Source organism: Streptomyces sp. NPDC052682 (genome assembly GCF_040678435.1).
GTDB lineage: Bacteria > Actinomycetota > Actinomycetes > Streptomycetales > Streptomycetaceae > Streptomyces.
Genome location: NZ_JBFATS010000020.1, coordinates 52170 through 76593, shown reverse-complemented (window position 1 = coordinate 76593; position 24424 = coordinate 52170). Strand labels below are relative to the sequence as shown.

At 73.3% G+C, this 24424-nt stretch carries 24 protein-coding genes; 10 read left to right on the top strand and 14 right to left on the bottom strand.

Translation table 11 applies throughout. The annotated features are described in order from the left end of the window. Positions 1–11: 11 nt before the first annotated feature. Entirely contained in the window at positions 12–584 is a 573-nt protein-coding gene (locus AB0K80_RS27985; protein ID WP_365674302.1) for an XRE family transcriptional regulator, read from the bottom strand. A 97-nt stretch (positions 585–681) separates the two neighbouring features. On the opposite strand from AB0K80_RS27985, the gene AB0K80_RS27980 reads away from it, so the two are divergent. After that, positions 682–1539 (top strand): DMT family transporter, encoded by an 858-nt coding sequence (locus AB0K80_RS27980; protein WP_365674300.1) that lies wholly within the window; start codon positions 682–684, stop codon positions 1537–1539. A gap of 260 nt (positions 1540–1799) precedes the next feature. On the opposite strand, the gene AB0K80_RS27975 is transcribed toward AB0K80_RS27980, so the two are convergent. Then, positions 1800–2597 carry an acyltransferase gene (locus AB0K80_RS27975; RefSeq protein ID WP_365674298.1) on the bottom strand — a complete coding sequence of 266 codons (798 nt, stop codon included), beginning with the start codon at positions 2595–2597 and terminating at the stop codon, positions 1800–1802. Positions 2598–2709: 112 nt separating this feature from the next. Here AB0K80_RS27975 and AB0K80_RS27970 point away from each other — a divergent pair, with 112 nt between their 5' ends. Beyond that, complete coding sequence (locus AB0K80_RS27970) at positions 2710–3237, top strand: gamma carbonic anhydrase family protein (RefSeq protein ID WP_365674296.1); 528 nt, start codon at positions 2710–2712, stop codon at positions 3235–3237. A 21-nt stretch (positions 3238–3258) separates the two neighbouring features. Here AB0K80_RS27970 and AB0K80_RS27965 read toward each other — a convergent pair whose 3' ends face one another. The 3 genes from AB0K80_RS27965 to AB0K80_RS27955 form a co-directional block, all read right to left on the bottom strand. Beyond that, the gene (locus AB0K80_RS27965) at positions 3259–3903 is read right to left on the bottom strand and encodes a DedA family protein (RefSeq protein ID WP_365674294.1); all 645 of its coding nucleotides are present in this window, start codon (positions 3901–3903) and stop codon (positions 3259–3261) included. Between the two features lie 72 nt (positions 3904–3975). Further along, on the bottom strand, positions 3976–5850 hold the full coding sequence (locus AB0K80_RS27960; RefSeq protein ID WP_365674292.1) for an RICIN domain-containing protein: 1875 nt from the start codon (positions 5848–5850) through the stop codon (positions 3976–3978). A 295-nt stretch (positions 5851–6145) separates the two neighbouring features. After that, positions 6146–7510, bottom strand: a complete 1365-nt coding sequence (locus AB0K80_RS27955) for an aminotransferase class I/II-fold pyridoxal phosphate-dependent enzyme (RefSeq protein ID WP_365674291.1) — start codon at positions 7508–7510, stop codon at positions 6146–6148. 153 nt (positions 7511–7663) lie between these two features. Here AB0K80_RS27955 and AB0K80_RS27950 point away from each other — a divergent pair, with 153 nt between their 5' ends. Further along, a complete protein-coding gene (locus AB0K80_RS27950) occupies positions 7664–8152 on the top strand; it encodes a MarR family winged helix-turn-helix transcriptional regulator (RefSeq protein ID WP_365674289.1) in 489 nt (162 codons plus the stop codon). A gap of 90 nt (positions 8153–8242) precedes the next feature. Here AB0K80_RS27950 and AB0K80_RS27945 read toward each other — a convergent pair whose 3' ends face one another. Further along, positions 8243–8695, bottom strand: a complete 453-nt coding sequence (locus tag AB0K80_RS27945; protein WP_365674287.1) for a DUF4442 domain-containing protein — start codon at positions 8693–8695, stop codon at positions 8243–8245. A gap of 147 nt (positions 8696–8842) precedes the next feature. On the opposite strand from AB0K80_RS27945, the gene AB0K80_RS27940 reads away from it, so the two are divergent. Both AB0K80_RS27940 and AB0K80_RS27935 read left to right on the top strand, forming a co-directional pair. Beyond that, positions 8843–9856 carry a hypothetical protein gene (locus tag AB0K80_RS27940; RefSeq protein ID WP_365674285.1) on the top strand — a complete coding sequence of 338 codons (1014 nt, stop codon included), beginning with the start codon at positions 8843–8845 and terminating at the stop codon, positions 9854–9856. 64 nt (positions 9857–9920) lie between these two features. After that, on the top strand, positions 9921–11234 hold the full coding sequence (locus AB0K80_RS27935; RefSeq protein WP_365674283.1) for an MFS transporter: 1314 nt from the start codon (positions 9921–9923) through the stop codon (positions 11232–11234). Here AB0K80_RS27935 and AB0K80_RS27930 read toward each other — a convergent pair. The 3 genes from AB0K80_RS27930 to AB0K80_RS27920 all read right to left on the bottom strand — a co-directional run bounded on the left by AB0K80_RS27930 (position 11196) and on the right by AB0K80_RS27920 (position 14308). Further along, complete coding sequence (locus tag AB0K80_RS27930) at positions 11196–12041, bottom strand: fused MFS/spermidine synthase (RefSeq protein WP_365674281.1); 846 nt, start codon at positions 12039–12041, stop codon at positions 11196–11198. The two genes, AB0K80_RS27935 and AB0K80_RS27930, sit on opposite strands and share 39 nt — an antisense overlap. Before the next feature lie 88 nt (positions 12042–12129). Continuing rightward, the gene (gene tuf / locus AB0K80_RS27925; RefSeq protein ID WP_365674278.1) at positions 12130–13299 is read right to left on the bottom strand and encodes an elongation factor Tu; all 1170 of its coding nucleotides are present in this window, start codon (positions 13297–13299) and stop codon (positions 12130–12132) included. Between the two features lie 277 nt (positions 13300–13576). Then, positions 13577–14308: a DNA alkylation repair protein gene (locus AB0K80_RS27920; RefSeq protein WP_365674275.1), complete on the bottom strand. Its 732-nt coding sequence runs from the start codon at positions 14306–14308 to the stop codon at positions 13577–13579. A 49-nt stretch (positions 14309–14357) separates the two neighbouring features. On the opposite strand from AB0K80_RS27920, the gene AB0K80_RS27915 reads away from it, so the two are divergent. Further along, complete coding sequence (locus AB0K80_RS27915) at positions 14358–15122, top strand: TVP38/TMEM64 family protein (protein WP_365674273.1); 765 nt, start codon at positions 14358–14360, stop codon at positions 15120–15122. 740 nt (positions 15123–15862) lie between these two features. On the opposite strand, the gene AB0K80_RS27910 is transcribed toward AB0K80_RS27915, so the two are convergent. Next, positions 15863–17032: a thiolase family protein gene (locus AB0K80_RS27910; protein WP_365674271.1), complete on the bottom strand. Its 1170-nt coding sequence runs from the start codon at positions 17030–17032 to the stop codon at positions 15863–15865. A 123-nt stretch (positions 17033–17155) separates the two neighbouring features. Between AB0K80_RS27910 and AB0K80_RS27905 the strand changes: the two genes are divergently transcribed. From AB0K80_RS27905 to AB0K80_RS27895, 3 genes are all read left to right on the top strand, one after another. Next, positions 17156–17626, top strand: a complete 471-nt coding sequence (locus AB0K80_RS27905; RefSeq protein ID WP_365674269.1) for a helix-turn-helix domain-containing protein — start codon at positions 17156–17158, stop codon at positions 17624–17626. A 160-nt stretch (positions 17627–17786) separates the two neighbouring features. After that, on the top strand, positions 17787–18662 hold the full coding sequence (locus AB0K80_RS27900) for an undecaprenyl-diphosphate phosphatase (protein WP_365674267.1): 876 nt from the start codon (positions 17787–17789) through the stop codon (positions 18660–18662). A gap of 82 nt (positions 18663–18744) precedes the next feature. Then, positions 18745–18924, top strand: coding sequence for a hypothetical protein (locus AB0K80_RS27895; RefSeq protein ID WP_365674265.1), 180 nt, complete (start codon positions 18745–18747; stop codon positions 18922–18924). A gap of 302 nt (positions 18925–19226) precedes the next feature. On the opposite strand, the gene AB0K80_RS27890 is transcribed toward AB0K80_RS27895, so the two are convergent. Together AB0K80_RS27890 and AB0K80_RS27885 are read right to left on the bottom strand one after the other, a co-directional pair. Further along, complete coding sequence (locus AB0K80_RS27890; protein ID WP_365674263.1) at positions 19227–19967, bottom strand: SDR family oxidoreductase; 741 nt, start codon at positions 19965–19967, stop codon at positions 19227–19229. Continuing rightward, on the bottom strand, positions 19964–20584 hold the full coding sequence (locus AB0K80_RS27885; protein WP_365674261.1) for a DUF4291 domain-containing protein: 621 nt from the start codon (positions 20582–20584) through the stop codon (positions 19964–19966). The genes AB0K80_RS27890 and AB0K80_RS27885 overlap by 4 nt, the downstream gene beginning before the upstream one ends. Before the next feature lie 193 nt (positions 20585–20777). On the opposite strand from AB0K80_RS27885, the gene lnt reads away from it, so the two are divergent. Beyond that, the gene (lnt, locus tag AB0K80_RS27880) at positions 20778–22352 is read left to right on the top strand and encodes an apolipoprotein N-acyltransferase (protein ID WP_365674259.1); all 1575 of its coding nucleotides are present in this window, start codon (positions 20778–20780) and stop codon (positions 22350–22352) included. On the opposite strand, the gene AB0K80_RS27875 is transcribed toward lnt, so the two are convergent. Both AB0K80_RS27875 and AB0K80_RS27870 read right to left on the bottom strand, forming a co-directional pair. Continuing rightward, a complete protein-coding gene (locus tag AB0K80_RS27875) occupies positions 22276–23181 on the bottom strand; it encodes a Gfo/Idh/MocA family oxidoreductase (RefSeq protein ID WP_365674257.1) in 906 nt (301 codons plus the stop codon). The genes lnt and AB0K80_RS27875 overlap by 77 nt on opposite strands. After that, complete coding sequence (locus tag AB0K80_RS27870; protein ID WP_365674256.1) at positions 23178–24380, bottom strand: FAD-dependent monooxygenase; 1203 nt, start codon at positions 24378–24380, stop codon at positions 23178–23180. Before AB0K80_RS27870 ends, AB0K80_RS27875 begins: the two co-directional genes overlap by 4 nt. Positions 24381–24424: the final 44 nt, after the last annotated feature.

Here is a 24424-nt window from a genome sequence, read left to right as displayed (position 1 = left end):
CGGCACTCCGCTCAGCGCGCGGGCGGGACCGACACGGCCAGGACCATCTCCATCGGTGCGTCACCGGTGTTGCCGTACGTGTGCGGGACGTTGGCCTCGAAGGAGGCGCTGGCGCCCGCCGGGACGCGGTACTCGGCGCCGTCCACGGTGAGGGTCAGCTCGCCCGCGGTGACGTGGAGCAGCTCGACCGTGCCGGTGGGGTGCGGGTCGGAGGAGCTGCTCTCGCCGGGCATCAGCCGCCACTGCCACAGCTCGAGCGGACCGGGCGCCTCGGCGCCGGCGAGCAGCAGGCTGAAGCTTCCGGCGTCGGTGCGCCACAGCCGGACGGCCTGCTCGGCGGGGACGACGCGGACCTTCGGGCCCTGCTCGTAGTCGAGGAGGGTGGTGATGCTGACGCCGAGCGCGTCGCCGATCTTGACGACGGTGCCGAGGCTGGGGTTGGTGCGGGCCTGCTCGATCTGGATGAGCATGCCGCGGCTGACACCGGCCCGGGCGGCGAGCACGTCGAGGGTGTAGCCGCGTACCGCGCGCCAGTGCTTGACGTTGCGCGCCAGTGACTGGGTCAGCAGGTCGAGGTCCGACACATTCCGTCCAATATTCTGTATGACACAGTTCAGTGCGATGAACTATGGTGTGCTGCACCTTATTGTTCACTGCACTGTACTGCGAGGCGACGACTCCATGACAGCACTCTTCGCCCTGGCCACCAGCCTGCTGTGGGGGCTGGCCGACTTCGGTGGCGGGCTGCTGACCCGCAGAGTGCCCGCCCTGACGGTGGTCGTCGTCTCGCAGTCGGTCGCCGTCGTGGTGCTCAGCGCGATCGTGGCCGCGACCGGCGGCTGGAGCGAGGCGGGTCCGCAGCTGTGGTGCGCGGTGGGCGCCGGCCTGGTCGGGCCGGTGGCGATGCTCGCCTTCTACAAGGCGCTCGCGCTGGGGCCGATGGGGGTCGTCTCACCGCTCGGCTCGCTCGGCGTGGCCGTCCCCGTGGGTGTGGGTCTGCTGCTGGGCGAACGGCCCGGAGTGCTCCAGGTCGTCGGCATCCTGGTCGCCGTGGTGGGGGTGTGCCTGGCGGGCGGCCCGCAGTTCCGGGGCGCGCCGGTGCAGCGCCAGGCGATCGTCCTGACCCTGCTCGCCGCCTTCGGCTTCGGCGCGGTGATGGCCCTCATCGCCGAGGCCTCGACCACCCTCACCGGCCTGTTCCTCGCGCTGTTCGTGCAGCGGGTGACGAACGTGGCCGCGGGCGGCCTGGCCCTGTACGTCTCCGTGCGGCGTGGCTCCCCCGGCTTGCCCGCGGACGGCTTCCCCTGGCGTGCGCTGCCGGCGCTGGGCTTCGTGGGTCTGGCGGACGTGGCGGCCAACGGGACGTACGTCGTCGCCGCGCAGTACGGCCCGGTCACCGTGGCCGCCGTCCTGGCCTCGCTGTACCCGGTGGTGACGGCGCTGGCAGCACGGGGGTTCCTCAGCGAACGGCTGCGGGCGGTCCAGGCCGCGGGCGCCGGACTGGCCCTGGTGGGGACGGTCCTGCTGGCGACGGGCTGAGCGCGAAGCGGTCCTGCTGGCAACGGGGGCCCCGCGCAGTTCTGCCGGACAACAGGCTGAGCCGGAAGCAGCTCTGCCGACATACGGGGTGAGCCCTGAGCGGCGCCGCCAGCAAAGGGCTGAACCCGAAGCCGCTCTACCGGCGACGAGCCGAGCCCTGAGCGGCGCCGCCAGCAAAGGGCTGAGCACCAAGCCGCTCTGCCGCAACGGAGTGAGCACACAGCCGTTCTCCCAATGCCGGGCCGGACCCGGGCCGGTCCTCAGGACTCGGGGCCCGGTCCGGCGAGCCGGACCGCCGCTTGGGTGTCCAGGGCGGCGAGCCGGGCCGCCGTCTCCTCGTCCAGGTCCGACAGGGCGCACAGCTGCTCAGGGGTGACACCCTCGGGGATCGGCACCGGTGCCGGACTGCGCAGCGGCGGTTGCCAGCCGTCGGCGGGTGTCCAGCGCCGCACCACCCGGGCGGGCGCGCCCGCGACGACCGCGTGGTCGGGCACGGTGCCCCGTACCACCGCGCCGGCGGCCACGACCACGTTCCGCCCGATGCGGGCACCGGGCAGGATCACCGCGCCCGTGCCGATCCAGCAGCCGGGGCCGATCTCCACCGGCTCCATACGCGGCCACTGCTTGCCGATGGGCTGGTGCGGGTCGTCGTACGAGTGGTTCGTGGAGGTGACGTAGACGTACGGCCCGAAGTAGCAGTCGCTGCCGATGGTCACGGTCGTGTCGGCGATGACATGGCTGCCGCGGCCCAGGACGACTCCGTCGCCGATGCGCAGGATCGGTTCGGGGCCGAGGTCGAGGTCGGGCATCAGGCCCGCGGTGAGGGTGACCTGCTCGCCGATGATGCAGTGCGCGCCCAGGTGGATCCAGGGCTCGCCGAAGACCGTGCCGAGCGGGAAGGCGAGCCGGGTGGCCTCGCCGATCGAGCCGAAGCGGAAGCGGCCCGGGGTCTGGGCCGTCACCGAACCCGTGCGCTGCACCCAGGCCCAGCCCGCGTGGACGGCCCGCTGGGCGAGGCGGCGCCGCCAGGACGAGAACGTGTTCTTGTGGTTCGGCACCACGTCACCGTACTCAGCCCGCGGAGCCCTCATGACGGCCAGGGCCTGTGATCTTCGCCCTACCGGGTGGCGTACGGTGCGGGTGTTCACGACGTGTGGAAGGCGGACCGGCATGGCACAGCGAGCGTTGATCACGGGGATCGGCGGCAGGGAGCCGAAGGTGGCCGAGGGGGCGTTCGTGGCGCCCACGGCCTCGGTGATCGGGGACGTGACGATCGAGGCGGGGGCGAGTGTCTGGTACGGGGCGGTACTGCGGGGGGACGTCGAGCGGATCTCCGTCGGGACGGACAGCAACGTGCAGGACAACTGCACGCTCCACGCCGATCCGGGCTTTCCCGTGACGGTGGGCGAGCGGGTGTCGATCGGGCACAACGCGGTGGTGCACGGGGCGACCGTGGAGGACGACTGCCTGATCGGGATGGGGGCGACCGTACTGAACGGGGCGGTGATCGGGGCGGGTTCCCTGGTGGCTGCTCAGGCGCTGGTGCCGCAGGGCATGGTGGTGCCGCCGGGGTCGCTCGTCGCGGGTGTGCCCGCCAAGGTGAGGCGGGAGCTGTCACAGGAAGAGCGGGAGGGCCTCACCCTCAACGGGACCCTGTACGCGGAGTTGGCCCGGGCGCACCGTGAGGTGCACGAGTAGGCACCGCCAGGCGTACGGCCCTCACTCGGCGGCCGGAACGGGTTCCGGCTGCTGGTGTGCCGTCTGGGCCTTCCTCGCCTTGCGCTTGAGGATCAGCATCGAGGTGAGGCCGACGAGGACCGCCGCCACCAGGCCCAGCCAGGAGAAGCGCTTCAGCCAGGACTCGGCGACGATGCCGACGTAGTAGATGACCGCCGTCGTGCCGCCCGCCCACAGGATGCCGCCGAGCACGTTGGCGATGAGGAACTTCCAGTACGGCATGCGCAGCACGCCCGCGAGCGGGCCCGCGAAGATGCGGAGCAGGGCGACGAAACGGCCGAAGAAGACCGCCCACATGCCCCACTTCTCGAAGGAGCGCTCGGCGGTTGCGATGTGTCCCTCGCTGAAGTGTTTGGGGAACTTCTGGCCCAGCCAGGCCAGCAGCGGGCGTCCGCCCTTGCGGCCGATGGCGTAGCCGATGGAGTCGCCGATGATCGCGCCAGCGCTGGCGCAGGTGCCGAGGATCACGGGGTCTATGTGTCCGTGCTGGGAGGCCAGCAGCGCGGAGGAGACCAGAATGATCTCGCCCGGCAGCGGGATGCCCAGGCTTTCCAGGCCGATGACGGCTGCCACCAGCGCGTAGACGGCGACCGCGGGTACGGTCTCGAGCCACTCCTGGACGTGCAACGCCGGTCCCTCCCGATTCGCCTGCCTGCGTTCCCGTGCGCGTCTCGCCGAGGAGGCACACGCACGGGAAGCCTACCGGGTGGAAAGACGCCGCCCCGGGCTCACGCGTTCCCGCTCCACTCCGCCAGGGGCCGGCTGGCGGGGCCGGACGGCATCGATCGCCGTCACGGCCGTGTCCGCCAGGGCGGACACGGGCTGCAGGGGCGTGGCGGTCCGGGGACCTCCGGCGTCTGGGTCCGCGGCCGCGCAGCAGCCGACCCGGGCGAACCGCTTGTCGTAGCTCTGCGGCGGGTCGTCGTGCCCGGCCGACGGGTTCCGGGGCGTCGCCGGGGGCGGCTCGGCGGCGGGCGGGTGCGGGACGGTGCCGTACGGCGGGTCCGCCTCGGGCGCGTGTCCCCGTGGTCCGGTCACGAGATCGCTCCGTTCCCCGGGGTCGCTCGAGTCGCTCCCTTTCCCGGGTGCCCGGCCGCTCCCGGACGCGGGCCCGCGCCCCGCCTCCAGCGCCCAGCGCTGCGCCTCGGAACCGTCCCGCCGCGCCAGACGCACCTGCCGTCCGTCGCCGGGTGCGACGACTTGGGGCTTGCCGCTGCCGCCGCGCGGCAGGAGCTCCCCGCGGACGGTCAGGTCATAGCGCACCGCCCCGCTGTGCACCAGGCAGGCGGACAGGACCACGGGCGCGTCGTCCGTCTCCGAGTGCAGGCAGAGGGTGGGGGCGGCGGCGCTGCGCAGCCGGCCGTCGCCCCGGTACGACCACTGCTGGGTGGCGGCGGAGGAGCACTCGGCCAGCACGATCCGGGCACCGGCCTCGGCGTGCTCGCCGGGTACGTCGAGGCAGAGGCCGGTGGTGAGGCTGCGCAGTCGGCCGCGGGCGATCTCGGCGGTGTGGCCCACGGCGGCGGCCGACGGGCCTCCCGCGGTGTGCGGCGGCGCGGACGGGGTGGTGCCGGGGCGGACGGAGTGGCCGCTGGGCGCTCCCCAGGTGGCGCCGGGATCCGCGGAGCCGCCCTCCTCGGACCAGCCCCGGGCGGCGAGCACCGTGGCGAGCAGCGCGACGGCGGCCACCGCGACGCCCAAGGCGAGGGCCTTGGCCGGCCGCTTCGGTGCGCGGGAGCGGCCGCCGCTCCGCGGGCGGTAGCGGTGGCGGCCGCCGTGGGCCGGGCAGGGGGGTGCCCCGTCGCCACGCCCCGGCCGTGAGTCGAGGTAGCGGCGCACGCCCCAGCCGAGCACGGTGTCGGCGAGCAGTACGCCCAGGTCGCGCTCGGCGTGGCTGAGTTGTTCGGCCGCCTGACGGCAGAACCGGCAGACCATCAGATGCCGCTGCACATCCGGCAGCAGGCCCGCGCCGCGGCGCATGGGGACGTCGAGGAGACGGTTGTGGAAGCGGCATTCCCGGGTGGGCGCGAGTTCCCGGTGGGCGCGTACACACGCCGAACGGAATTGCTCTTGTGCCTGTTCCAGCGCGTCCGACGCCGTACCCGGGTCGATGCCCAGCAGACCGGCCGGTACGGATAGGGGTTCGGCCTCCACGTACGTGTGCCACAACAGGCATTGGGAGGCGCCGGGAAGGGCGAGGAAAGCGCGCTCGGCGAGGCGCCGCTTTTCGGGTGTGCCGGGCCGCGCGGCCCGCAGTCCGCGTGCTCCCACCGGTTTGCGCAGTTCCGGCAGGACGGCCAGAACCCGGTCGTCGGCGGCCCACTCGCGCACGGTGTCCCGCACGGCCGCCAGCAGCCGTGGGCGCAGCGCACCGTCGGCCGGCTGGTCCAGGACCTGGTGGAACGCGGTGGTGGCCGCCAGGACCGCCGCGTCGTCGGCGGAGGCCAGGCAGATCGCCGCGTACTCGTACGTCGCCCGCCAGTGCCTGGCCAGCAGCAGCGCCAGGGCGCGGGGACCTTCACCGGGTTCGGCGGCCCTGGCGAGCAGATCGAGGTCGGATTCCTCCCGGGACACTCCGGGACGGGGCGGATAGGGCGGGCGCGGGGGGTGGGGGGACTGCACGGAACCCATGTCCTTCCAGCCGCAGGACGGCAGGCGAGCTGCACGTCCGTCGGAAAGCAGGTGTCTGATCGGTGCGTGCCTGTGCCGCGTCACGCGCGGGACCCGGCTGCGGGGCCGCTCACTTTCGCACGAACAACTCACGGAAAACAAGAAGTTCGAAAGCCGCGCGTTCAAAACGCTGCATTTTCAGAGAAGTTACCGGCGGTATCCGCACCCGTTTTCGAAATCCCCCGTGTCTTCCGGGTGTTCACCGGGTCCGGGCGAACTCTTCGACCCGGGCGTGCAGCCAAGCGAGGTGAGTCTCGGACTCGGGTTTCATCAGCACGCTGCGCAGGACGCGGGCACCGTCGGCGTCCGCGGTGATCTTCGGGTGGCGCGCGGCGAACGACTCCCGGCCGGCCCTGAGGGTGCTCAGGAACACCGGGTCGGCGCTTGCCATGCCGTCCGCCAGGACGCGTGCCGACGCGGCGTCCACCGCACTCAGGGTGGCGGGCTCCACGGCCGGGAAGCAGGTGACGATGTCCAGCTCCGGCCGCTGGTACAGCTCCAGGACGTCGGACGCGGCGATCAGGTCCGCCCACCGCAGCGCGGCCCGCCGGCCGGCCGCCAGGACGCGGCCGAGGCCGTCGGGGGTGGGCGGGAGGAGCTGGAAGGTGAGCCACAGGGCGGCGGCCGACGCTCCGGCGCGCGAGCACTCCAGGCTGATCTCGCCGAGGTGGAGGTCGGCGGAGGTGAAGTAGGTGTAGGGCGAGTCGTGCAGATAGAAGCGGCCCACCTCGGGGTCGCGGAAGAGCACGGCACCGCAGCCGTAGGGCTGGAGCCCGTGCTTGTGCGGGTCGACGACGACCGAGTCGCACCGCGCGATGGCCCGCCACGGCTCCGGGTCGATCCCCTCGGGACCGTCGGCCCCGGCGAGCAGGGTGAAGAAGCCGCCGTAGGCGGCGTCCACGTGCAGCCGGACGCCGTGCCGCTCCTTGAGGGCCAGCGCCTGGTGAACCGGGTCGACGACACCCAGGCCGGTGGTGCCGGCGGTCAGCACGACCGTGCCCACCCGGCCGGTCCGCAGCACGTCCTCCAGGGCGTCGAGGTCGAGGCGGCCCCGGTCGTCGGTGGGTACCGGATGGCCCTGCACGCCGAGCACGTGGCACATGCGGCCGTGGGTGTAGTGGGCGTCGGCGCTGTAGGCGACGCCCTGGCCGGGGTGGAGTTCCCGGGCCACGAACAGGGCTTCGAGGTTGGCGATCGTGCCGCTGGTGGTGAGGTGGCCGAGGTGGGTGTCGTACCCGAACATGCCGGCCAGCCGCGCCACCGCCTCGCGTTCCATCCGGGCGGTGGCGGGACCGCCGTCCAGGGCGTGGTTGTTAGGGTTGATCAGCATGGCGGTCAGGTAGCCGACCACCGCGGCGGGGTGCGGAGGCTTCAGCATCTGTCCCGCGTACCGGGGGTGGAAGAAGGGGTAGTTGTCCTTCAGCCGCCCGGTGAACTCCTCGAAGGCGGCGGCGAGGCGGTCCTCGTCGACCTGGAGCGACGGGTGCGGCTGGTAGGGGCCGTGGCCGTCGGCCCACTCCTGTATCGCGTGCGTGGCTCTGCCGAGCCAGTGCTGAAGGTCCACTGCTCTCTCCCTCTCCGGCAGGACGTCTGGCGCACACTGTACGAATTCGTTGACTACTCAGCAATTGACTGCTCAGCAATTGAGACGTCAGTAGGTGAAGAAGCAGTAAAGTCGACGGACGGCTCACTGAAGAGGACAGGAGTGATCGAGCAGGTGGATGCCACGACCAGGCAGGTCAACGAGGCCGCCCGCGCCGCCGCCGGCGCGCCGGTGCAGGACTTCGGACTGCTGATCAAGGCCGCGACACGCCTGGAGCAGCGCATCGACGCCGCGCTGCGCCGCGAGTGCGGCATCAGCCACACGATGCTGGAGGTGCTCATCCGGCTCTGCCGGCAGCCGGGCGAGGAGGTCTCGCAGCGCCACCTCGCCGACGACCTCACCCTCACCAGCAGCGGCACCACCCGGCTGATCGACCGCATGGAGGAAGCCGGCCTGGTCCGCCGGGTCCCCTCCCCCGTGGACCGCCGCAGCATCCTGGTCGAACCGACCGACCAGGGCCGCGCCGTGTTCCTGCGGGCGGCGTCCGTCCACACCCGTGTCGTCGAGCGGTACTTCGTCCAGCCCGTGCCGCCCGGGGACTACGCCCGCTTCACCGGAGCCCTGCGCGAGATCAACGGGGCCCTGCGGGGGACCGGCGGCTGAACGGCCGGGACCTCCCGCGCCCGCCCGGGGACGGCACGGGGCCCGGCCGGGTCACGGACCTCGACCGGGGCCCCTGGTGCGCGACGGCGCTCAGCCGTTCGGGCGCAAGGTCCACACCACGGTCATCTCACCGGACACGGCACCGTCCTCGCGCTGGATCGCGACCGACACCGGGAACTCGGGCCGCTTCCCCGCGTCGAGTTCCGCCACGACCTCGGCGGCCGGGCGGCCCAGGGTCGCGGTGGCCGTGACCGCGCCCATCGCCAGCTTCCTGTAGGAGATCTCGGCGCGGACCGCCAGCGGCACGGCCCGCGAGAGCTGGTCACCGAACGCGGCCAGCACGATCGCCCCGCTCGCGGACTCCCCCAGCGTGAACATCGCGCCGGCGTGCGGCCCGCCCACGTGGTTGTGGTAGGCGCTCTGGTCCGGCAGGACCACCACCGCCTTGTGCGGCGTGGTCTCGAGGAACTCGAGGTTCAGGGTCCGGGCCATGGGCACCGTGGCGGCGAGCATCTCGCCGACGGACATCTGGTCTGCGCTCATGCCCGCATGTTACCCACGAGTAGCCTCGGCTGAGAAGAGTGGCGCCGCGGACCGGCCGCCCGGCCCGCGGCATCGGTCCGACTTGCGACCGGTCCGTCAAAGGGCGGTGACCGCATCGTGTCCCGGGCGCGGCTAGGGTTGCTGCTCATGTGGCCAGGACAGCAGCCGCCCGGGGGCGAGCAGAACCCGCAGAACAACCCGTACCAGCAGCCGGGGTACCAGCAGCCGAATCCGTATCAGCAGCCCGGCTACCAGCAGCCCAACCCGTACGCGCAGCAGCCGCAGTGGGGCACCCCCGCCCCGGTGGGCGCACCGCAGCCGCCGCACGGCGGAGGCGGCGGGAACCGGACGAAGCTGGTCGCGATCGTGGCGGCGGCCGCGGTGGTCGTGGCCGCCGGGGTCACCGGTTTCCTGGTGCTGGGCGGCGACAAGGACGACACCGCGGACGGCGGCAAGGGCGGCAAGCCGTCCGCGAGCGCGAGCACCGGCGCGAGCACGTCCGCCGACCCCGATTCGTCCGGCTCCGGCGACAACCCGCGCGCCGGCGGGGAGTTGAAGGCGACCGTGCCGGGCTGGAAGGTCGTCGTCAACCCGCGCTTCGGCACCATGTTCGACGTGCCCGCCGACTGGGAGATCGAGAGCACCGGCACCAGCGTGGGCTTCGAGTGGGAGGACAAGGACGGCAAGACGGACCGCACCTCCGTCACCGCCCCCGCGTACTTCAAGTCCAAGTGGTGCACCAGCGACGACGACAAGGACGGCCGCGAGGAGGACACCGCCCTCGCGACCGCCGGAACGCGCGGGGAGAACGGCGCTAAGAACACCGACGAGGCGGCCGAGACGCGCGTGCCGTGGTGGATCTTCGGCGGGTACACCCAGCCGGACAAGAAGAGCGTGAAGTTCACCAAGCCGAAGCCGTACACGACCGCGTCGGGCATCAAGGGCAGCGTCGCCACGGCCTACTCGGAGAACACGCCCCAGAAGGGCAAGTGCGCGAGCGACGGCAAGGCGATCACCTTCGCGTTCAAGAACGGCGCCGGCGACTTCGTGACCTGGAACCTCTACGGCGCCAAGGGCGTCAAGGACGAGCTGCCCGAGAAGACCGTCCAGAAGATCCTGAGCACCGTACGCCTCACCGAGGAACCGCCCACCGAGTCGTGATGCCGCGCTGACGGGGCCGGCACTCCATTTGGCAGACCGGCCCCGCCACGGCGATAGTCACCACGTGCCGTCGACCCGTCTCCTCTTCCGCCGCCGCCCCGCCTGGGCGGGCCGCACCTACACACTGCTGACCGCCGCCGCGTTCGTCACCAGCCTGGGCAGCCAGGGTGCCCTGATCGCGGCGGCGTTCGCGGTCCTCGAGGCGGGAGGTGACGGCGGCGACGTGGGCCTCGTGGCCGCCGCGCGGACCCTGCCGCTGGTGCTCTTCCTGCTGATCGGCGGCGCCGTCGCGGACCGGCTGCCGCGGCACCGGGTGATGGTCGCGGCCAACGCCCTGAACTGCCTGTCGCAGGCGGCGTTCGCCGTGCTGGTCCTCGCCGGTGAGCCGCGGCTGTGGCAGATGATGCTGCTGACCGCGCTGGGCGGCACCGGGCAGGCGTTCTTCAGCCCGGCCGCCGAGGGCATGCTGCTCTCCTCGGTCCAGGGCGAGCAGGCGGGCCGCGCCTTCGCGGTGTTCCGGATGGCGATGCAGGGCGCGGCCCTGGGCGGTGCCGCGCTCGGCGGTGCCCTGGTCGCCGCGATCGGGCCGGGATGGGTCCTGGCGGCGGACGCGGCGGCGTTCGCCGTGGCCGGGGCGCTGCGCGCCTTCCTCGACGTCGGCCGGCTCCCGCCGCGCGCGCCCGGCGGCGGCATGCTCGCCGATCTGCGGGACGGCTGGCGGGAGTTCGCGGGCCGGCCCTGGCTGTGGGGCATCGTCGTGCAGTTCTCCGTCGCCAACGCGGTCGTCGGCGCCGCCGACGCGGTCTACGGCCCGCTCGTCGCCCGCGACCACCTGGGCGGCGCGGCCCCCTGGGGGCTGGCCCTGGGCTTCTTCGGCGCGGGCACGGTCGTCGGGGCACTGCTGATGACCCGCTGGAAACCGCGCCGCCTGCTCCTGGCGGGCACCTTGTGCGTGTTCCCGCTGGCCCTGCCCTCGGCCGCCCTCGCGGTGCCGGTGCCGGCCGGTGCCCTGTGCGCGGTGATGTTCGTGACGGGCGTGACCCTGGAGGTGTTCGGCGTCTCCTGGATGACCGCGCTGCACCAGGAGATCCCGGAGGAGAAGCTGTCCCGGGTCTCGGCGTACGACTGGTTCGGCTCGGTCGCCCTCGTACCGCTGGCCACGGCGCTGGCGGGCCCCGCGGAGTCGGCCTTCGGGCGGCCGGCCGCGCTGTGGGGCTGCGCGGGCCTGGTGGTCCTGGTCACGGCGGCGGTGCTGTGCGTACCGGACGTACGCACCCTGCGGCGCCGCACCACGTACGTCGCCCACCACTCCGTGCCGCGAGGCGACGGCCGGGCCGGCTCAGCCGATGCCGAACGCCCCGTCGGGGGGCTCGGGTGACGGTACGGCGTCCTCGTCCCGGACCGGCCGGGCGCCGCCGGTGAAGTCCCGCAGGGCGCGGCCGTGCTCGACCCGGGCCGGGAAGACGTCGGCGGCGGTGCGCCGGGCCAGCGCGGCCACCTCGATCGGCCGGTGCGCGGCGACGAGCACCGCGTTGCCGAACCGCCGCCCGCGCAGCACACCCGGCTCGGCGATCAGCGCGAGTTCCTCGAAGACCGCCTGGAAAGTGGCGAGTTGGGAGCGCAGGAAGGCGAACGGCGCGGCATCGGGCAGATTGGCCACGTACACCCCGCCGTCCCGCAGTACGCGCCCCGCCTCCCGGGCGTAGGCGAGGGAGGTCAGGTGCGCCGGCACCCGTGAGCCGCCGAAGACGTCGGCGACCAGCACGTCCGCGGATCCGGCGGGCGCGGCTTCCAGCCAGGCCCGGGCGTCCGCCACGTGCAGCGCGATACCGGAGCCCGGCGGCAACGGCAGATGCTCGGCCACCAGCTCCAGCAGGGCGCGGTCGGCCTCGACGACGTCCTGCCGGGAGCCGGGCCGGGTCGCGGCCACATACCGGGGCAGCGTCAGCGCGCCCCCGCCCAGGTGCAGCACGTCCAGCGCGCGCCCCGGCTCGGCGACCGTGTCCAGCACGTGCCCGAGCCGCCGCGCGTACTCGAACTCCAGGTGCGCCGGCTCGTCCAGGTCGACGTACGACTGCGGCGCCCCGTCGACCGTCAGCAGCCACGCCCGTTCCCGGTCGACGTCGGGCATCAGCTTCGCGGTGCCGTGGTCGACGGCGCGGGACACGGGGAGGGACTCGCTCACTGCTCCATTGTGCCGGTGGGCGACGCCGTCGAGGGGCGCGGGAACCGCGCGCTCGGCCACAGCGAACGCGCGATCCCCCCGCACCGGCTCACGAGACGGCTGTCACGGTCCCCGCCCCCACGGTCCGCCCGCCCTCCCGGACGGCGAACCCGAGCCCCGGCTCAACAGGCACCGCACGCCCCAGCTCCACGGTCATGACCACGGTCTCCCCGGGCCGCGCCACCCCCACGGCACCGAGGTCCACCGCCCCCACCACGTCCGCCGTACGGATGTAGAACTGCGGCCGGTACCCGGTCGCCACCGGCGTCGTACGGCCGCCCTCCCGCGCCGACAGCACGTACACCCGCGCGGTGAACCGCCGGCGCGGCACCACACTGCCCGGCGCGGCCACCACCTGCCCGCGCCGCACGGCGCCCCGCGCGACACCCCGCAGCAGCAGCGCCACGTTGTCCCCGGCCTGCGCCTCCTCCATCGGCTTGCCGAAGGTCTCCAGCCCGGTCACCACGGTCTCCACGTCCGCGCCGAGCACCTCGACCCGGTCGCCGACCCGTACCGTGCCGCGCTCGACCGCCCCCGTGACCACCGTGCCCCGGCCGGTGATCGTCAGGACGTTCTCCACCGGCAGCAGGAACGGCGCGTCCAGATACCGCTCGGGCATCGGCACATAGGTGTCCACGGCGTCGAGCAGCGCCTCGACGGACGCCGTCCAGCGGGGGTCGCCCTCCAGCGCCCTCAGCCCGGAGACCCGTACCACCGGCACGGAGTCACCGCCGTAGCCGTGCGCGGAGAGCAGGTCGCGGACCTCCAGTTCCACCAGGTCGGTGAGCTCGTCGTCGCCCGCGTCGGCCTTGTTCAGGGCGACCACGATGTGGTTCACGCCGACCTGCCGGGCGAGCAGCACGTGCTCCGCGGTCTGCGGCATGATCCCGTCCAGCGCGGAGACGACGAGGATCGCCCCGTCGAGCTGCGCGGCGCCGGTGACCATGTTCTTCACGTAGTCGGCGTGGCCCGGCATGTCGACGTGCGCGTAGTGCCGGGTGTCGGTCTCGTACTCGACGTGGGCGAGGTTGATGGTGATGCCGCGCGCCGCCTCCTCGGGCGCCCGGTCGATGCGGTCGAACGGCACGAAGGTGCCCGTGCCGCGCTCGGCGAGGACCTTGGTGATGGCGGCGGTCAGGGTGGTCTTGCCGTGGTCGACATGGCCCATGGTGCCGATGTTGAGATGCGGTTTGGTGCGGACGTACGCCGTCTTGGACATGGCTGTACCTCGAAGCCTCGTAGGAAGGTGGGACCCCGAGGAACCGCCGACCCTCCCCCTGCGGGGTCCGCCGGGCGATCCGGGGAGGGTCAGCTTCGGGCGCCGTCGGCGACGGCCAGGAGCACGACGACGGCAGCCTTCGGAGCATCCGCGACGGCGGATGCTGCGAGAACGAAGGCGAGCCGGACCATGACGTCGATCCTTACGGACGCTTTGCCCGACGTCGAATGGTTTTCCCAGGCCGCATCTCTAGAACGGGTCTCAGCGGGAGGCGAGTTCAGCTCCCGGCGCTCGCCACGTTCTTCAGCGCCTCCCGCACCGTCAGCGGCGCGAACCGGTCGCCCTCCCGCGCCAGGAAGCCCCGTACGGCCGCCTGGTCCGTCTTGGCGTACTCGCGCAGGCACCATCCGATGGCCTTGCGGACGAAGAAGTCCTCGTGTCCGGCCTGGCGGAGGCAGTAGGCGAAGAGGCGTCCGCTGTCGGTGTGTTCCTTGTAGCGCAGCTGGTGGAGCAGGGCCGCGCGGACCAGCCACAGGTCGTCTTCGCCGATCCAGGCGTCCATGTCCCCGGCCAGTTCCGGGTCGGCCGCGACCAGGGCGCCCACGACGTGCGCGGCGAGCAGATCGACGGTGTCCCACCAGGGGACGGTACTGATCAGGTGCCGGGCCACGGGCAGGAAGCCGGACGAGAGGTGCCTCACATGGCGGCGCAGGTAGTCCACGGCGAAGTAGTGGTACTCGCGGTGCGGCAGCTCCCAGCAGCGCAGGGCGATCGCCGCGCAGTCCGCCTCGTCGGGGCGGGGCGTGCCCGCCAGGACGGTACGGGACAGGGCGCGGCGGTTCGGCGTGGTCAGCCCCAGGAACGGGGCCACGTCCCTCATGTACGCCCGCATGGACACGGCCCGCTCGGGGTCGGCCGCGGCGGCGTACGCGGCGGTGAGCCGCTCCAGTACGGTGTCGGCCAGCGGGCTGGGCGGCGCGCCCCCCGTCTCCCCGTCTGTGACGCTCATGAGACGAACGATACGGCGATCACCCACATTTGTCGGTTAGTGTCACCGGATGCTCGATGCCACCACCCGCTCTGGCGGCACCGCCACGGCCGCTCCCCCGGCCGCTCCCCCCGACGTGGCCGTCGTCACGGCACCCGCCGGGCTGACCGCCCGGTGCACCAGAGTCCTGCTGTCGCCGTGGTCGCGGCTGTCCCTGCTCGTCTCGCTGCTGCTCGCCGCCGCTGCCACGATGCTGCTGTTCGAGCCGCAGAGACTGCTGACGGACGGCTGGCCGCCGCAGCTCGGCGGTGCCGCGGCGGCGCTGGTGTTCGCGGGGGCGTACGGGGTGTGCACCGTGGCGTTCGTACCGCGGCCGTTGCTGAACCTCGCGGCGGGCGCGCTGTTCGGTTCCCAGGTCGGTGTCGGCGCGGCGCTGGCGGGCACGGTGCTCGGCGCGGGCATCGCGTTCTGCCTCGGGCGGGCGCTGGGGCAGGAGGCTCTGCGCCCGCTGCTGCGGGGCCGCTGGCTGAAGGCGGCGGACAGTCAGCTCAGCCGGCACGGCTTCCGCTCGATGCTGGCGGTGCGGCTGTTCCCGGGTGTGCCGTTCTGGGCCGCGAACTACTGCGCGGCCGTCTCCCGCATGGGCCTGCTGCCGTTCCTGCTGGCGACGGCCCTCGGGTCGGTCCCCAACACCGCCGCCTACGTCGTCGCCGGCGCCCGCGCCTCGGCGCCGACCTCTCCGGCCTTCCTCGTCGCCCTGGCCTGCATCGCCCTGCCCGCACTGGCCGGCGTGGTGCTGGCCTGGCGCAAACGCCACCAGCTGCGCGCCCGCTGAGGGGCGGTCACGCGGAGGCGTGAGGGCCCGGGCCCGAGGGCGGCCCGGGGGTGCCGGGCCGGGTGTCGGTGAGACGGCCAGTCGGGTCTCGTCGTCAGACGGTTGGTACGTCGCCGGGGGGACCCTGCATCGGCCGGGCCCCCGTCACGCTGACCAGGACGGCCCTACACCTCGGCCAGACGACCAGGGCCGGTCCCACGGGCCGGGCGGCCAACACCCGACGCCCCCGTCCACCCGACCACGCACGGGTGAGACGGCCGGTGCGCGTCGACCGGACAGCCCATCCCCCGTCGGGCGCCCGGCCGACCAGACCCCGTCGGCGAGCCGGCCACCGCGCGATGGCCAGAAGGCCGGCGCACCGGCCACACGACCGGGCCGGTCACCCGCCCAAGCCCGCCGGTCCGGACACCCGACGCCCCGTCCGCCCAGCCACGCACGGGTGAGACGGCCGGTAGGCACCGGCCGGACGGCCATCCCCGCTGGCCGCCCGGCCGACCAGACCGCGTCGGTGAGCCGGCCACCGCGCGATGGCCAGAAGACCGGCGCACCGGCCACACGACCCGGGCCGATCACCCGCCCTAGCCCGCCGGTCCGGACACCCGACGCCCCGTCCGCTCGGCCACGCACGGGTGAGACGGCCGGTAGGCATCGGCCGGACGGCCATCCCCGCCGGGCGCCCGGCCGACCAGACCCCGTCGGTGAGCCGGCCACCGGCCGGACCGCCACCCATCCTCGATAGATCAGAGCGCTTCCAGGATCGTGGCGTTGGCGAGGCCGCCCGCCTCGCACATCGTCTGGAGGGCATAGCGGGCGCCCCGCTCGCGCATCGCGTGGACGAGCGTGGTCGTCAGCCGGGTGCCGCTCGCCCCGAGCGGGTGGCCGATGGCGATCGCGCCGCCGTGCACGTTGACCTTGGCGAGATCCGCGCCGGTCTCCTGCTGCCAGGCCAGGACGACCGCCGCGAACGCCTCGTTGACCTCGAACAGGTCGATGTCGTCCAGGGTCAGGCCCGCCCTGCGCAGCACCTTGTCGGTGGCCGGGATGACACCCGTCAGCATGAGCAGGGGGTCGGAGCCCGTGACGGCGAAGCTGTGCAGCCGGGCCAGCGGCCGCAGCCCGAGGCGCTGCGCGGTCTCGGTCGAGGTGATGAGCACGGCGGAGGCACCGTCGTTGATCGGGCTGGCGTTGCCGGCGGTGACGTTCCACTCGATCTGCGGGAACCGCTCGGCGAAGCCCGGGTCGTAGTAGGCGGGCTTGAGGCCGGCCAGGATCTCGGGCGTGCTGCCCGGCCGTACGCACTCGTCGCGCGCGACGCCGTCCAGCGGCGCGACCTCCGCGTCGAACAGCCCGGCCTGCCAGGCCGCGGCGGCCTTGTGGTGCGAGGACACCGCGAAGGCGTCCATCCGCTCGCGCGTGAGCGAGTACTTCGCGGCGATGAGCTCGGCGCTGATGCCCTGCGGAACCAGGCCCTCCGGGTAGCGCGCGGCGACGCCGGGGCCGAAGGGGTCCTTGCCCTCCGGCACGTTGGACCACATCGGCACCCGGCTCATCGACTCCACGCCGCAGGCGACGACGAGGTCGTACGCGCCCGAGATGACGCCCTGGGCGGCGAAGTGCACGGCCTGCTGGGAGGACCCGCACTGGCGGTCCACCGTCGTCGCGGGCACCGACTCGGGGAAGCCCGCCGAGAGGACGGCGTACCGGGTGGTGTTCATGGCCTGCTCGCCGACCTGGTCGACGGTGCCGCCGATGACGTCGTCGACCAGGGCCGGGTCGACGCCGGAGCGCTCGACCAGGGTGCGCAGGGTGTGGGCGAGCAGCTCCACGGGGTGGATGTGCGCGAGCGAGCCGTTCGGCTTGCCCTTGCCGATGGGGGTGCGTACGGCTTCGACGATGACTGCGTCACGCATGCGGGCCTCCTTGGCCGCCGGGGGCGAGGACCGGTCCGCCAGGGCGATTACCGGTGAGTAGGAAATCTGGACCCACCATAACCCCGAGGGTTGGAAAATCCAACCCTCTCCTACACTGGCCGCATGGCCGCCTCCAAAGACCCGCGCCCCTGCTCCATCGCCGACACGCTGGCCCTGGTGGGCGAGAAGTACTCCCTGCTCGTGCTGCGCGAGGTGTGCCTCGGCAACGGCCGCTTCGACCAGCTGGTGCGCAACATCGGCGCGCCCCGCGACATCCTGGCCACGCGACTGCGGCGGCTCGTGGACGCGGGGATCCTGACCAAGCGGCCCTACAGCGAGCGGCCGCAGCGCTTCGAGTACCTGCCGACGCGGGCGGGGCTGGAGCTGGAGCCGGTCCTGATGACCCTCATGGCGTGGGGGGACCGGCATCTGCGCACGGACGGCGACCGGCCGATGGTGATCGAGCACTCCTGCGGCAACGACCTCGTCCCGGTCGTCACCTGCCAGGCCTGCGGCGAGACGGTGCGCCACGAGGACCTCAGGGCGCACCCGCAGGCCCCGGGCTGGACGGTGGCGGGTCCGACGGCGGCCTGAAGCCGCTGCGGAGCCGCACTTCCCGGCCCCTGTGTCAGAGCCGTCACCGCGGGGCGCTACGCTTCCCCCTCGGCACACCTGATCCCCAGATCACCGCAGTTGGCGGCACGGTGCGCCCATCGCCCGTCCCCCGATCGGCACTTGGACTCGGTTACCTCACATGTCTTGGTTTGAATCCCTCATCCTCGGACTCGTCCAGGGACTGACCGAGTTCCTCCCCGTCTCCTCCAGCGCGCACCTGAGGCTGACGGCCGCCTTCTCGGGCTGGAAGGACCCGGGCGCCGCCTTCACGGCGATCACCCAGATCGGTACGGAGGCCGCCGTGCTGATCTACTTCCGCAAGGACATCGGGCGGATCATCTCGGCGTGGACGCGCTCGCTGGCGAACAAGGCGATGCGCAAGGACCCCGACGCCCGGATGGGCTGGCTGGTCATCGTCGGCTCCATCCCGATCGGTGTCCTCGGCGTGACGCTGAAGGACCAGATCGAGGGGCCGTTCCGCGACCTGCGCATCACCGCCACCATGCTGATCGGCATGGGCATCGTCCTCGGCATCGCCGACCGGCTCGCGGCCCGCGACGAGAGCGGCGGCCGGCACCGCGCGCCCAAGCAGCGCAAGGGCCTGGAGGACCTGGGCGTCCGGGACGGCCTGATCTACGGCGTCTGCCAGGCGATGGCCCTCATCCCGGGCGTCTCCCGCTCGGGCGCGACCATCAGCGGCGGCCTGTTCATGGGCTACCGCCGGGAGGCCGCGGCCCGCTACTCCTTCCTGCTCGCCATCCCCGCGGTGCTGGCCTCCGGCCTGTTCGAGCTGAAGGACGCGATGGAGAGCGACCACGTGTCCTGGGGCCCGACGATCTTCGCGACGGTCATCGCGTTCGGCACCGGATACGCCGTGATCGCGTGGTTCATGAAGTTCATCTCCACCAAGAGCTTCATGCCGTTCGTCTGGTACCGCATCGCCCTCGGCATCGTGATCATCGCCCTCGTCTTCATGGGCGTCCTCAGCCCGCACGCGGCGGAGTCGGCGGGCTGACCGGCGGGCCGTGACCAAACCCATACCGGTCGTGTAGCTGTCCGGTAGCGCACGGTCAGCGCTTGCCCGTAGGCTTGTTCGCATGTCCCCCGATTCCGTGACCCCTGGTTCCGTGCGGTCTTCAGCCGAGGTGAACGAGCAGATCCGCGCCCTGTGGCGGCGCGCGGGCGGGTCCCTGTCGGCCCAGGAGCGCGAGGAGTACGAGCTGCTGGTGGTCGAGTGGGCGGCCGCGATCCGCAGCGAGGTCGTGGAAGCGGCCTAAAGAGCCCGACCTAGACTCCGCCTTACGGCAGCCGACCCTGAGCCCCGCCGTCACGGCATCCGGCCGGGGCTCCGACCCACAGGGCAGCCCGTCTGCACGCGGGGCGCACCCGGCAGAGCCCGGCAACGCCCGCGGCAGCCGGCCTGCCCCCAGCCCTCACGGCCCCTCGCCTGAACCCGCGGCGCACCCACGACAGCCAACTGAACCCGGCACTCCCCGGGCAGCCCGCCCGGGCAGCCACACCCCCGGCAATGACCGGCCCCCACCCCCGCCGCCAAGAACTCCAGCCGCCCCCACGTACCTCAGCGGCCGCCCGACACCCGCAGCACCGCCCCCGTCGTGTACGAGGCCTCCGGTGACATCAGCCACGCGATGGCAGCGGCGATCTCCTCGGCCTGTCCCGGCCGGCGCAACGGGACCGTACCGGCCCCCCGCCGGGCCCGGTCGGGATCCCCCATCGTCGCGTGCATCTCCGTATCGATCAGACCGGGCGCGACCGCGTTGACGCGGACGCCGTCCGGGCCGAGCTCCTTGGCCAGGCCCAGGGTGAGGGCGTCCACGGCGGCCTTGGTCGCCGCGTAGTGCACGTACTCGCCCGGGCTGCCGAGCGTCGCCGCGGCCGACGACACGTTCACGATCACTCCGCTGCCCCGCGCGGCCATCAGCTGCGCCGCCCGGCGCGCACACAGCAGCGTGCCGAGGAGATTGACGTCGATCACCCGGCGCAGGGTCGCGGGGGCGGTGTCGGCGAGCCGGCCCAGCGGCCCGGTCACCGCCGCGTTGTTCACCAGCCCCGTCACCGGCCCCAGTTCCCGCTCGGCCGTCTCGAAGAGCCGCTCGACGTCCGCCTCGACCGAGGTGTCACCCCGTACGGTCACAGCGCGCGCCCCGGCCTTGCGCACCCCGTCGGCCACCGCCTGAGCGGCCGGCGCGTCGCGGACGTAGTTCACCACCACGTCGTGTCCGTCCGCGGCCAGGCGCAGACAGGTGGCGGCGCCGATGCCCCGGCTGCCGCCCGTGACCACCGTGACGAGCCGTTTCACCCGGCGCCTCCCGCAGGGGCCCGCAGATGCGCGAGTGCCTCGTCGTCGAGGGGATAGGGCCGTTCCTCGGGCAACAGCGCTGCCGCACGGTCGAGTTCGCCCGCCCGCACATGCGCGTGGACCTGCGTGGCCAGAGGCGTGACGTCCTCGACGCCGACGATCCACTCGTCCGCGTAGCGGGCCGCCGCCTCCCCCGCGAGGCCCATCTGCAGCGAGCGGTACGGCAGCGGCTCCAGGCGCAGATCCCGCTCCGGGTCCCACTGCACCCGCACCGGGGCCTGCCGCACCTGCCGCTGCCAGGAGGCCCGGTCGCCGTGCAGGGCGGGGACGTGGTGGGACAGACACGCGTGGCGCAGCGCCCACCGGAATCCCTCGTGGCTGATCTCGATCGCCAGCACCGTCTCCTGGCCTTCCTTCCGGCCCCAGCCGCTGCGGTACATCATCCACAGGAACGACGGTTTGATCCACGTCATGCGGTCGCGCTTCCAGGCCGACGGGAAGCGGCCGGTACGGGCCGCGGCGAGGCCGATCTCCGGGCGGTAGGCCTGGTAGACGGTGAGCGTGGTGTCGGTGTGGCGGGCCCGGATCCGGAACCGGGGTTCGTCCTGTTCGTTCATGACCCCAGACTCGGCCCGGCGGACGGCCACGGCCAGCGAATATCGCCGGGGTTGCCGGGACCACGGCGGCAGGTGTGATCAACTGTGCCGGTACATCCGGTTCGCCCCCGCCTGTCCGCACGGAACCGAGGCGTTCTGTTCCGGATCGCCGTGGGGACGCACACTGGAGGCACCACGGGGTAGGGAGCCGCCTATGAAGACGCTCGGCCACTGGCTCACCTCCCCGCGGCGGCGCTCGGCCGTCGCCGCGGTCGCGGGCGCCCTGCCCGTCCTGGCCTTTCCCGCCCCGTCCCTGTGGTGGTGGGCCTACGCCGCCCTGGTCCCCTGGATCCTGCTGATCCGCGCCGCGCCGACCGGCAAACGGGCGGCGTACGACGGCTGGTGGGGCGGGGCCGGCTTCATGCTGGCGATGCACCACTGGCTGCTGCCGAACCTGCACGTGTTCACGTTCGTCATCGCCGCGCTGCTGGGTGCGCTGTGGGCGCCGTGGGGCTGGCTGGTGCGCCGGCTGCTGGGCGGCCTGCCCTCCCGGGGCCGGGTCGCGGCCGCGCTGGTGGTGTTGCCGTCGGGCTGGCTGGCGGTGGAGCTGGTGCGCTCCTGGCAGGGCCTCGGCGGCCCGTGGGGCGTGCTCGGCGCGAGCCAGTGGCAGGTCGGCCCGGCGCTGCGGCTGGCCTCGGTGGGCGGGGTGTGGCTGATCAGCTTCCTGGTGGTGGCCGTCAATGCCGTACTCGCCGTGCTCGTGGCCCTTCCGCGGGCCCGTGTCCCCGCCGTGGCCGGGCTGCTCGCCACCGCCGCCCTGACGTCGGCGGCATGGGTGTGGTCACCGCGCCCGGAGACCGACGGACGGGTCCGGATCGCCGTCGTGCAACCCGGCGTGATCGAGGGAGAGGACAGCGGCGGCCGCCGCTTCGCCCGCGAGGAACAGCTCACCCGGCGGCTCGCCGGGCAGGACGTGGACCTGATCGTCTGGGGCGAGAGCAGTGTCGGCTTCGACCTCACCGCCCGGCCCGACCTGGCGAAGCGGCTCGCGGCGCTGGCGCGCGGGACGGGCGCCGACGTCCTGGTCAACGTCGACGCCCGGCGCTCGGACAAGCCCGGCATCTACAAGAGTTCGATCCTGGTCGGCCCCGACGGCCTGACGGGCGACCGCTACGACAAGATGCGGCTGGTGCCGTTCGGCGAGTACATCCCGGCCCGTTCCCTGCTCGGCTGGGCGACCTCGGTCGGCGAGGCGGCGGCCGAGGACCGCAGGCGCGGCTCCGCACAGAAGGTGATGGACGTGGGGAACGGGCTGCGCATCGGCCCCATGGTGTGCTTCGAGACGGCCTTCCCGGACATGACCCGTCACCTGACCAGGGACGGGGCCGACGTCCTGGTCGGCCAGTCGTCGACGTCGTCGTTCCAGCAGAGCTGGGCGCCTGAGCAGCACGCCTCGCTCGCCGCGCTGCGCGCCGCCGAGACCGGCCGCCCGATGGTGCACGCGACCCTGACCGGCGTCTCGGCGGTCTACGGGCCCGGCGGGCAGCGGATCGGCCCGTGGCTCGGCACCGACGCGAGCACCACGCACGTGTTCGAGGTCCCGCTCGCGCACGGCACCACGCCGTACGTCCGCTTCGGCGACTGGACGCCGCACGCGGCGCTGCTGGTCCTCGCCGCCTGGGCCGTCGCCGAGGCCGTACGGACACTGCGGCTCAAGCGGCCCGCTCCTGAACCGCTCGTACCACCCGCTCGCACAGCTCATGGGTCGCCAGCGCGTCCCGGGCGCTGAGCACCCTGCCCGCCCGCACCGCGTCCAGGAAGGCCAGGACCGCCTGCTCGATGCCGCGCTGCCGGGCCACCGGCACCCAGTCCCCGCGCCGCCGCACGGTCGGCTGCCCCTTGTGGTCGATCACCTCGGCGAGGTTGACCACCTGCCGCTTGGTGTCCTGCCCGGACACCTCGAGGATCTCCTCGGCGGAGCCGCTGAGCCGGTTCATCACCCCGAGCGCGGTGAAGTCCGCCCCGGCGAGCTGGAGCACCACGTGATGCAGCAGGCCGCCCTCGGTCCGGGCCCGCACGGTGACGTCGTCGATCGGCCCGGGCACCAGGAAGCGCAGCGTGTCGACGACGTGGATGAAGTCGTCGAGGATCATCGTGCGGGGCTCCTCCGGCAGCCCGATCCGGTTCTTCTGCATCAGGATCAGCTCGCGCGGATGGTCGGCGCACTGGACGTACCCGGGGGCGTGGCGCCGGTTGAAGCCGACGGCGAGGCTCACGCCCCGCTGCTCGGCGAGCTCCACCAGCCGCTCGGAGTCGGCGAGTGCGTAGGCGAGCGGCTTGTCGACGTACGTCGGCACGCCCGCCTGAAGCAGCCGGGTCACGATCTGCGGGTGCGCGGTCGTCGGCGCGTGCACGAAGGCCGCGTCGAGGTCCTGCGCGAGCAGGGCGTCCAGCGTGGTGTGCCGCCGGTCGTCCGCCAGGTGCAGGCTGTCGGCGACCTGGGTGAGTGTGGCCGGGGTGCGGGTGTGCAGGTGCAGTTCCACCCCGGGCTGGAAGGCGAGGACCGGGAGGTAGGCCTTCCGCGCGATGTCGCCGAGTCCGATGCAGCCGACCTTCACGGGGTTTTCTCCTCTACGGATTTGCCTGCCGGGGTGTGCCGGGAAGCATACGGCGGCTGCGGCGGCCGCCAGTCGGCGATCCCGTCGAAGCTCCGCAGGAACAGCGCGGGCCCGGCCTTCGACAGGGCGGCGAGCACGGCGTCGCGTACGACGGTTCCCGCCCGGCCGGTCATGAGGTTGAGCCGGGCGACCTTCACGGACTGGCGGGCCACGGCGGTCGTCCGGGGCAGCCGGGCGGCGGTGTAGGCGGGGAGGTCGTCGCAGTGGTGGGCGAGGACGATCGCGTCCTCGACGGCCTGGTTGCCGCCCTGCCCCAGGGTCGGCGGCATGGCGTGCGCGGCGTCGCCGAGCAGGGCGACCCTGCCGTGGTGGAAGGCGGGCAGGGGCGTGGCGATGTGGTGGACGTCGTGCCGCAGGACGTCGCCGGGGCGCGCGGCGGCCAGGACGGCGGGGATCGGTGCGTGCCAGTCCCCGAAGCGGCGCAGCAGCTCGGCCCGTTCGTCGTCGGGCGCGCGCTCGCCGGCGGGCCCGACGGCGGCGGCGTACGCGTAGACCCGGCCGTCCCCGAGCGGGTGTGTGCCCCAGATGCGGCCCTGCCCCCACGTCTCGTGGGACGCGAACGTGACGCCGGGCAGCGGAAGCACCACCCGCCATGTGGTGAAGCCCGCGTAGACGGCTCCGGGGTGGTCCGGGAACAGCACCGGGCGTACGGCGGAGTGGATGCCGTCGGCGGCCACCACCAGGTCGGCCTCCCACGCGTCGTCGCGGGTGGTCACGCGGGCGGGCCGGCGGGCGTCGCCGGGGTCGTCGAGCCTCGCGTCGGCGGCGGTGCGGACCGTGCCCGCGGGGAGCCGGTCGGCCAGGATGCGGATGAGCGTGGCCCGGTGGAGCAGGACGAGGGGCCCGCCGAAGCGTTCGGCGGCTGCGGCGGCGTTGGAGCGGGAGAGCCAGCGTCCGCCCGGGGTGCGCAGTCCGCCGTCGCCCTGCCAGGCGGCGAGCTGCCGGATCTCGTCGCCGAGGCCGATGACGTCCAGCGCCCGCAGGGAGTTGGGCGCGAGGGCGATACCGGCGCCGACCGGCTCCAGTGAGCGGGCCCGTTCCAGCACGGTGACCTGGCAGCCGCGCTGGTGCAGGGCGACCGCCGCGGTCAGGCCTCCGATCCCGCCGCCGACCACGACCACCCGCCTGGACTGTGCCATGACTCCCCCTCCATGTCGACTACGCCTGTAGTGCTTCTCGACCC

Coding starts and splice junctions, on each gene's coding strand:
- lnt (WP_365674259.1), top strand. CDS start 20,778: ATGAAGACGCTCGGCCACTGGCTCACCTCCCCGCGGCGGCGCTCGGCC.
- AB0K80_RS27945 (WP_365674287.1), bottom strand. CDS start 8,695: ATGAGCGCAGACCAGATGTCCGTCGGCGAGATGCTCGCCGCCACGGTG.
- AB0K80_RS27915 (WP_365674273.1), top strand. CDS start 14,358: ATGCTCGATGCCACCACCCGCTCTGGCGGCACCGCCACGGCCGCTCCC.
- AB0K80_RS27970 (WP_365674296.1), top strand. CDS start 2,710: ATGGCACAGCGAGCGTTGATCACGGGGATCGGCGGCAGGGAGCCGAAG.
- AB0K80_RS27940 (WP_365674285.1), top strand. CDS start 8,843: ATGTGGCCAGGACAGCAGCCGCCCGGGGGCGAGCAGAACCCGCAGAAC.
- AB0K80_RS27870 (WP_365674256.1), bottom strand. CDS start 24,380: ATGGCACAGTCCAGGCGGGTGGTCGTGGTCGGCGGCGGGATCGGAGGC.
- AB0K80_RS27905 (WP_365674269.1), top strand. CDS start 17,156: ATGGCCGCCTCCAAAGACCCGCGCCCCTGCTCCATCGCCGACACGCTG.
- AB0K80_RS27895 (WP_365674265.1), top strand. CDS start 18,745: ATGTCCCCCGATTCCGTGACCCCTGGTTCCGTGCGGTCTTCAGCCGAG.
- tuf (WP_365674278.1), bottom strand. CDS start 13,299: ATGTCCAAGACGGCGTACGTCCGCACCAAACCGCATCTCAACATCGGC.
- AB0K80_RS27910 (WP_365674271.1), bottom strand. CDS start 17,032: ATGCGTGACGCAGTCATCGTCGAAGCCGTACGCACCCCCATCGGCAAG.
- AB0K80_RS27885 (WP_365674261.1), bottom strand. CDS start 20,584: ATGAACGAACAGGACGAACCCCGGTTCCGGATCCGGGCCCGCCACACC.
- AB0K80_RS27900 (WP_365674267.1), top strand. CDS start 17,787: ATGTCTTGGTTTGAATCCCTCATCCTCGGACTCGTCCAGGGACTGACC.
- AB0K80_RS27920 (WP_365674275.1), bottom strand. CDS start 14,308: ATGAGCGTCACAGACGGGGAGACGGGGGGCGCGCCGCCCAGCCCGCTG.
- AB0K80_RS27980 (WP_365674300.1), top strand. CDS start 682: ATGACAGCACTCTTCGCCCTGGCCACCAGCCTGCTGTGGGGGCTGGCC.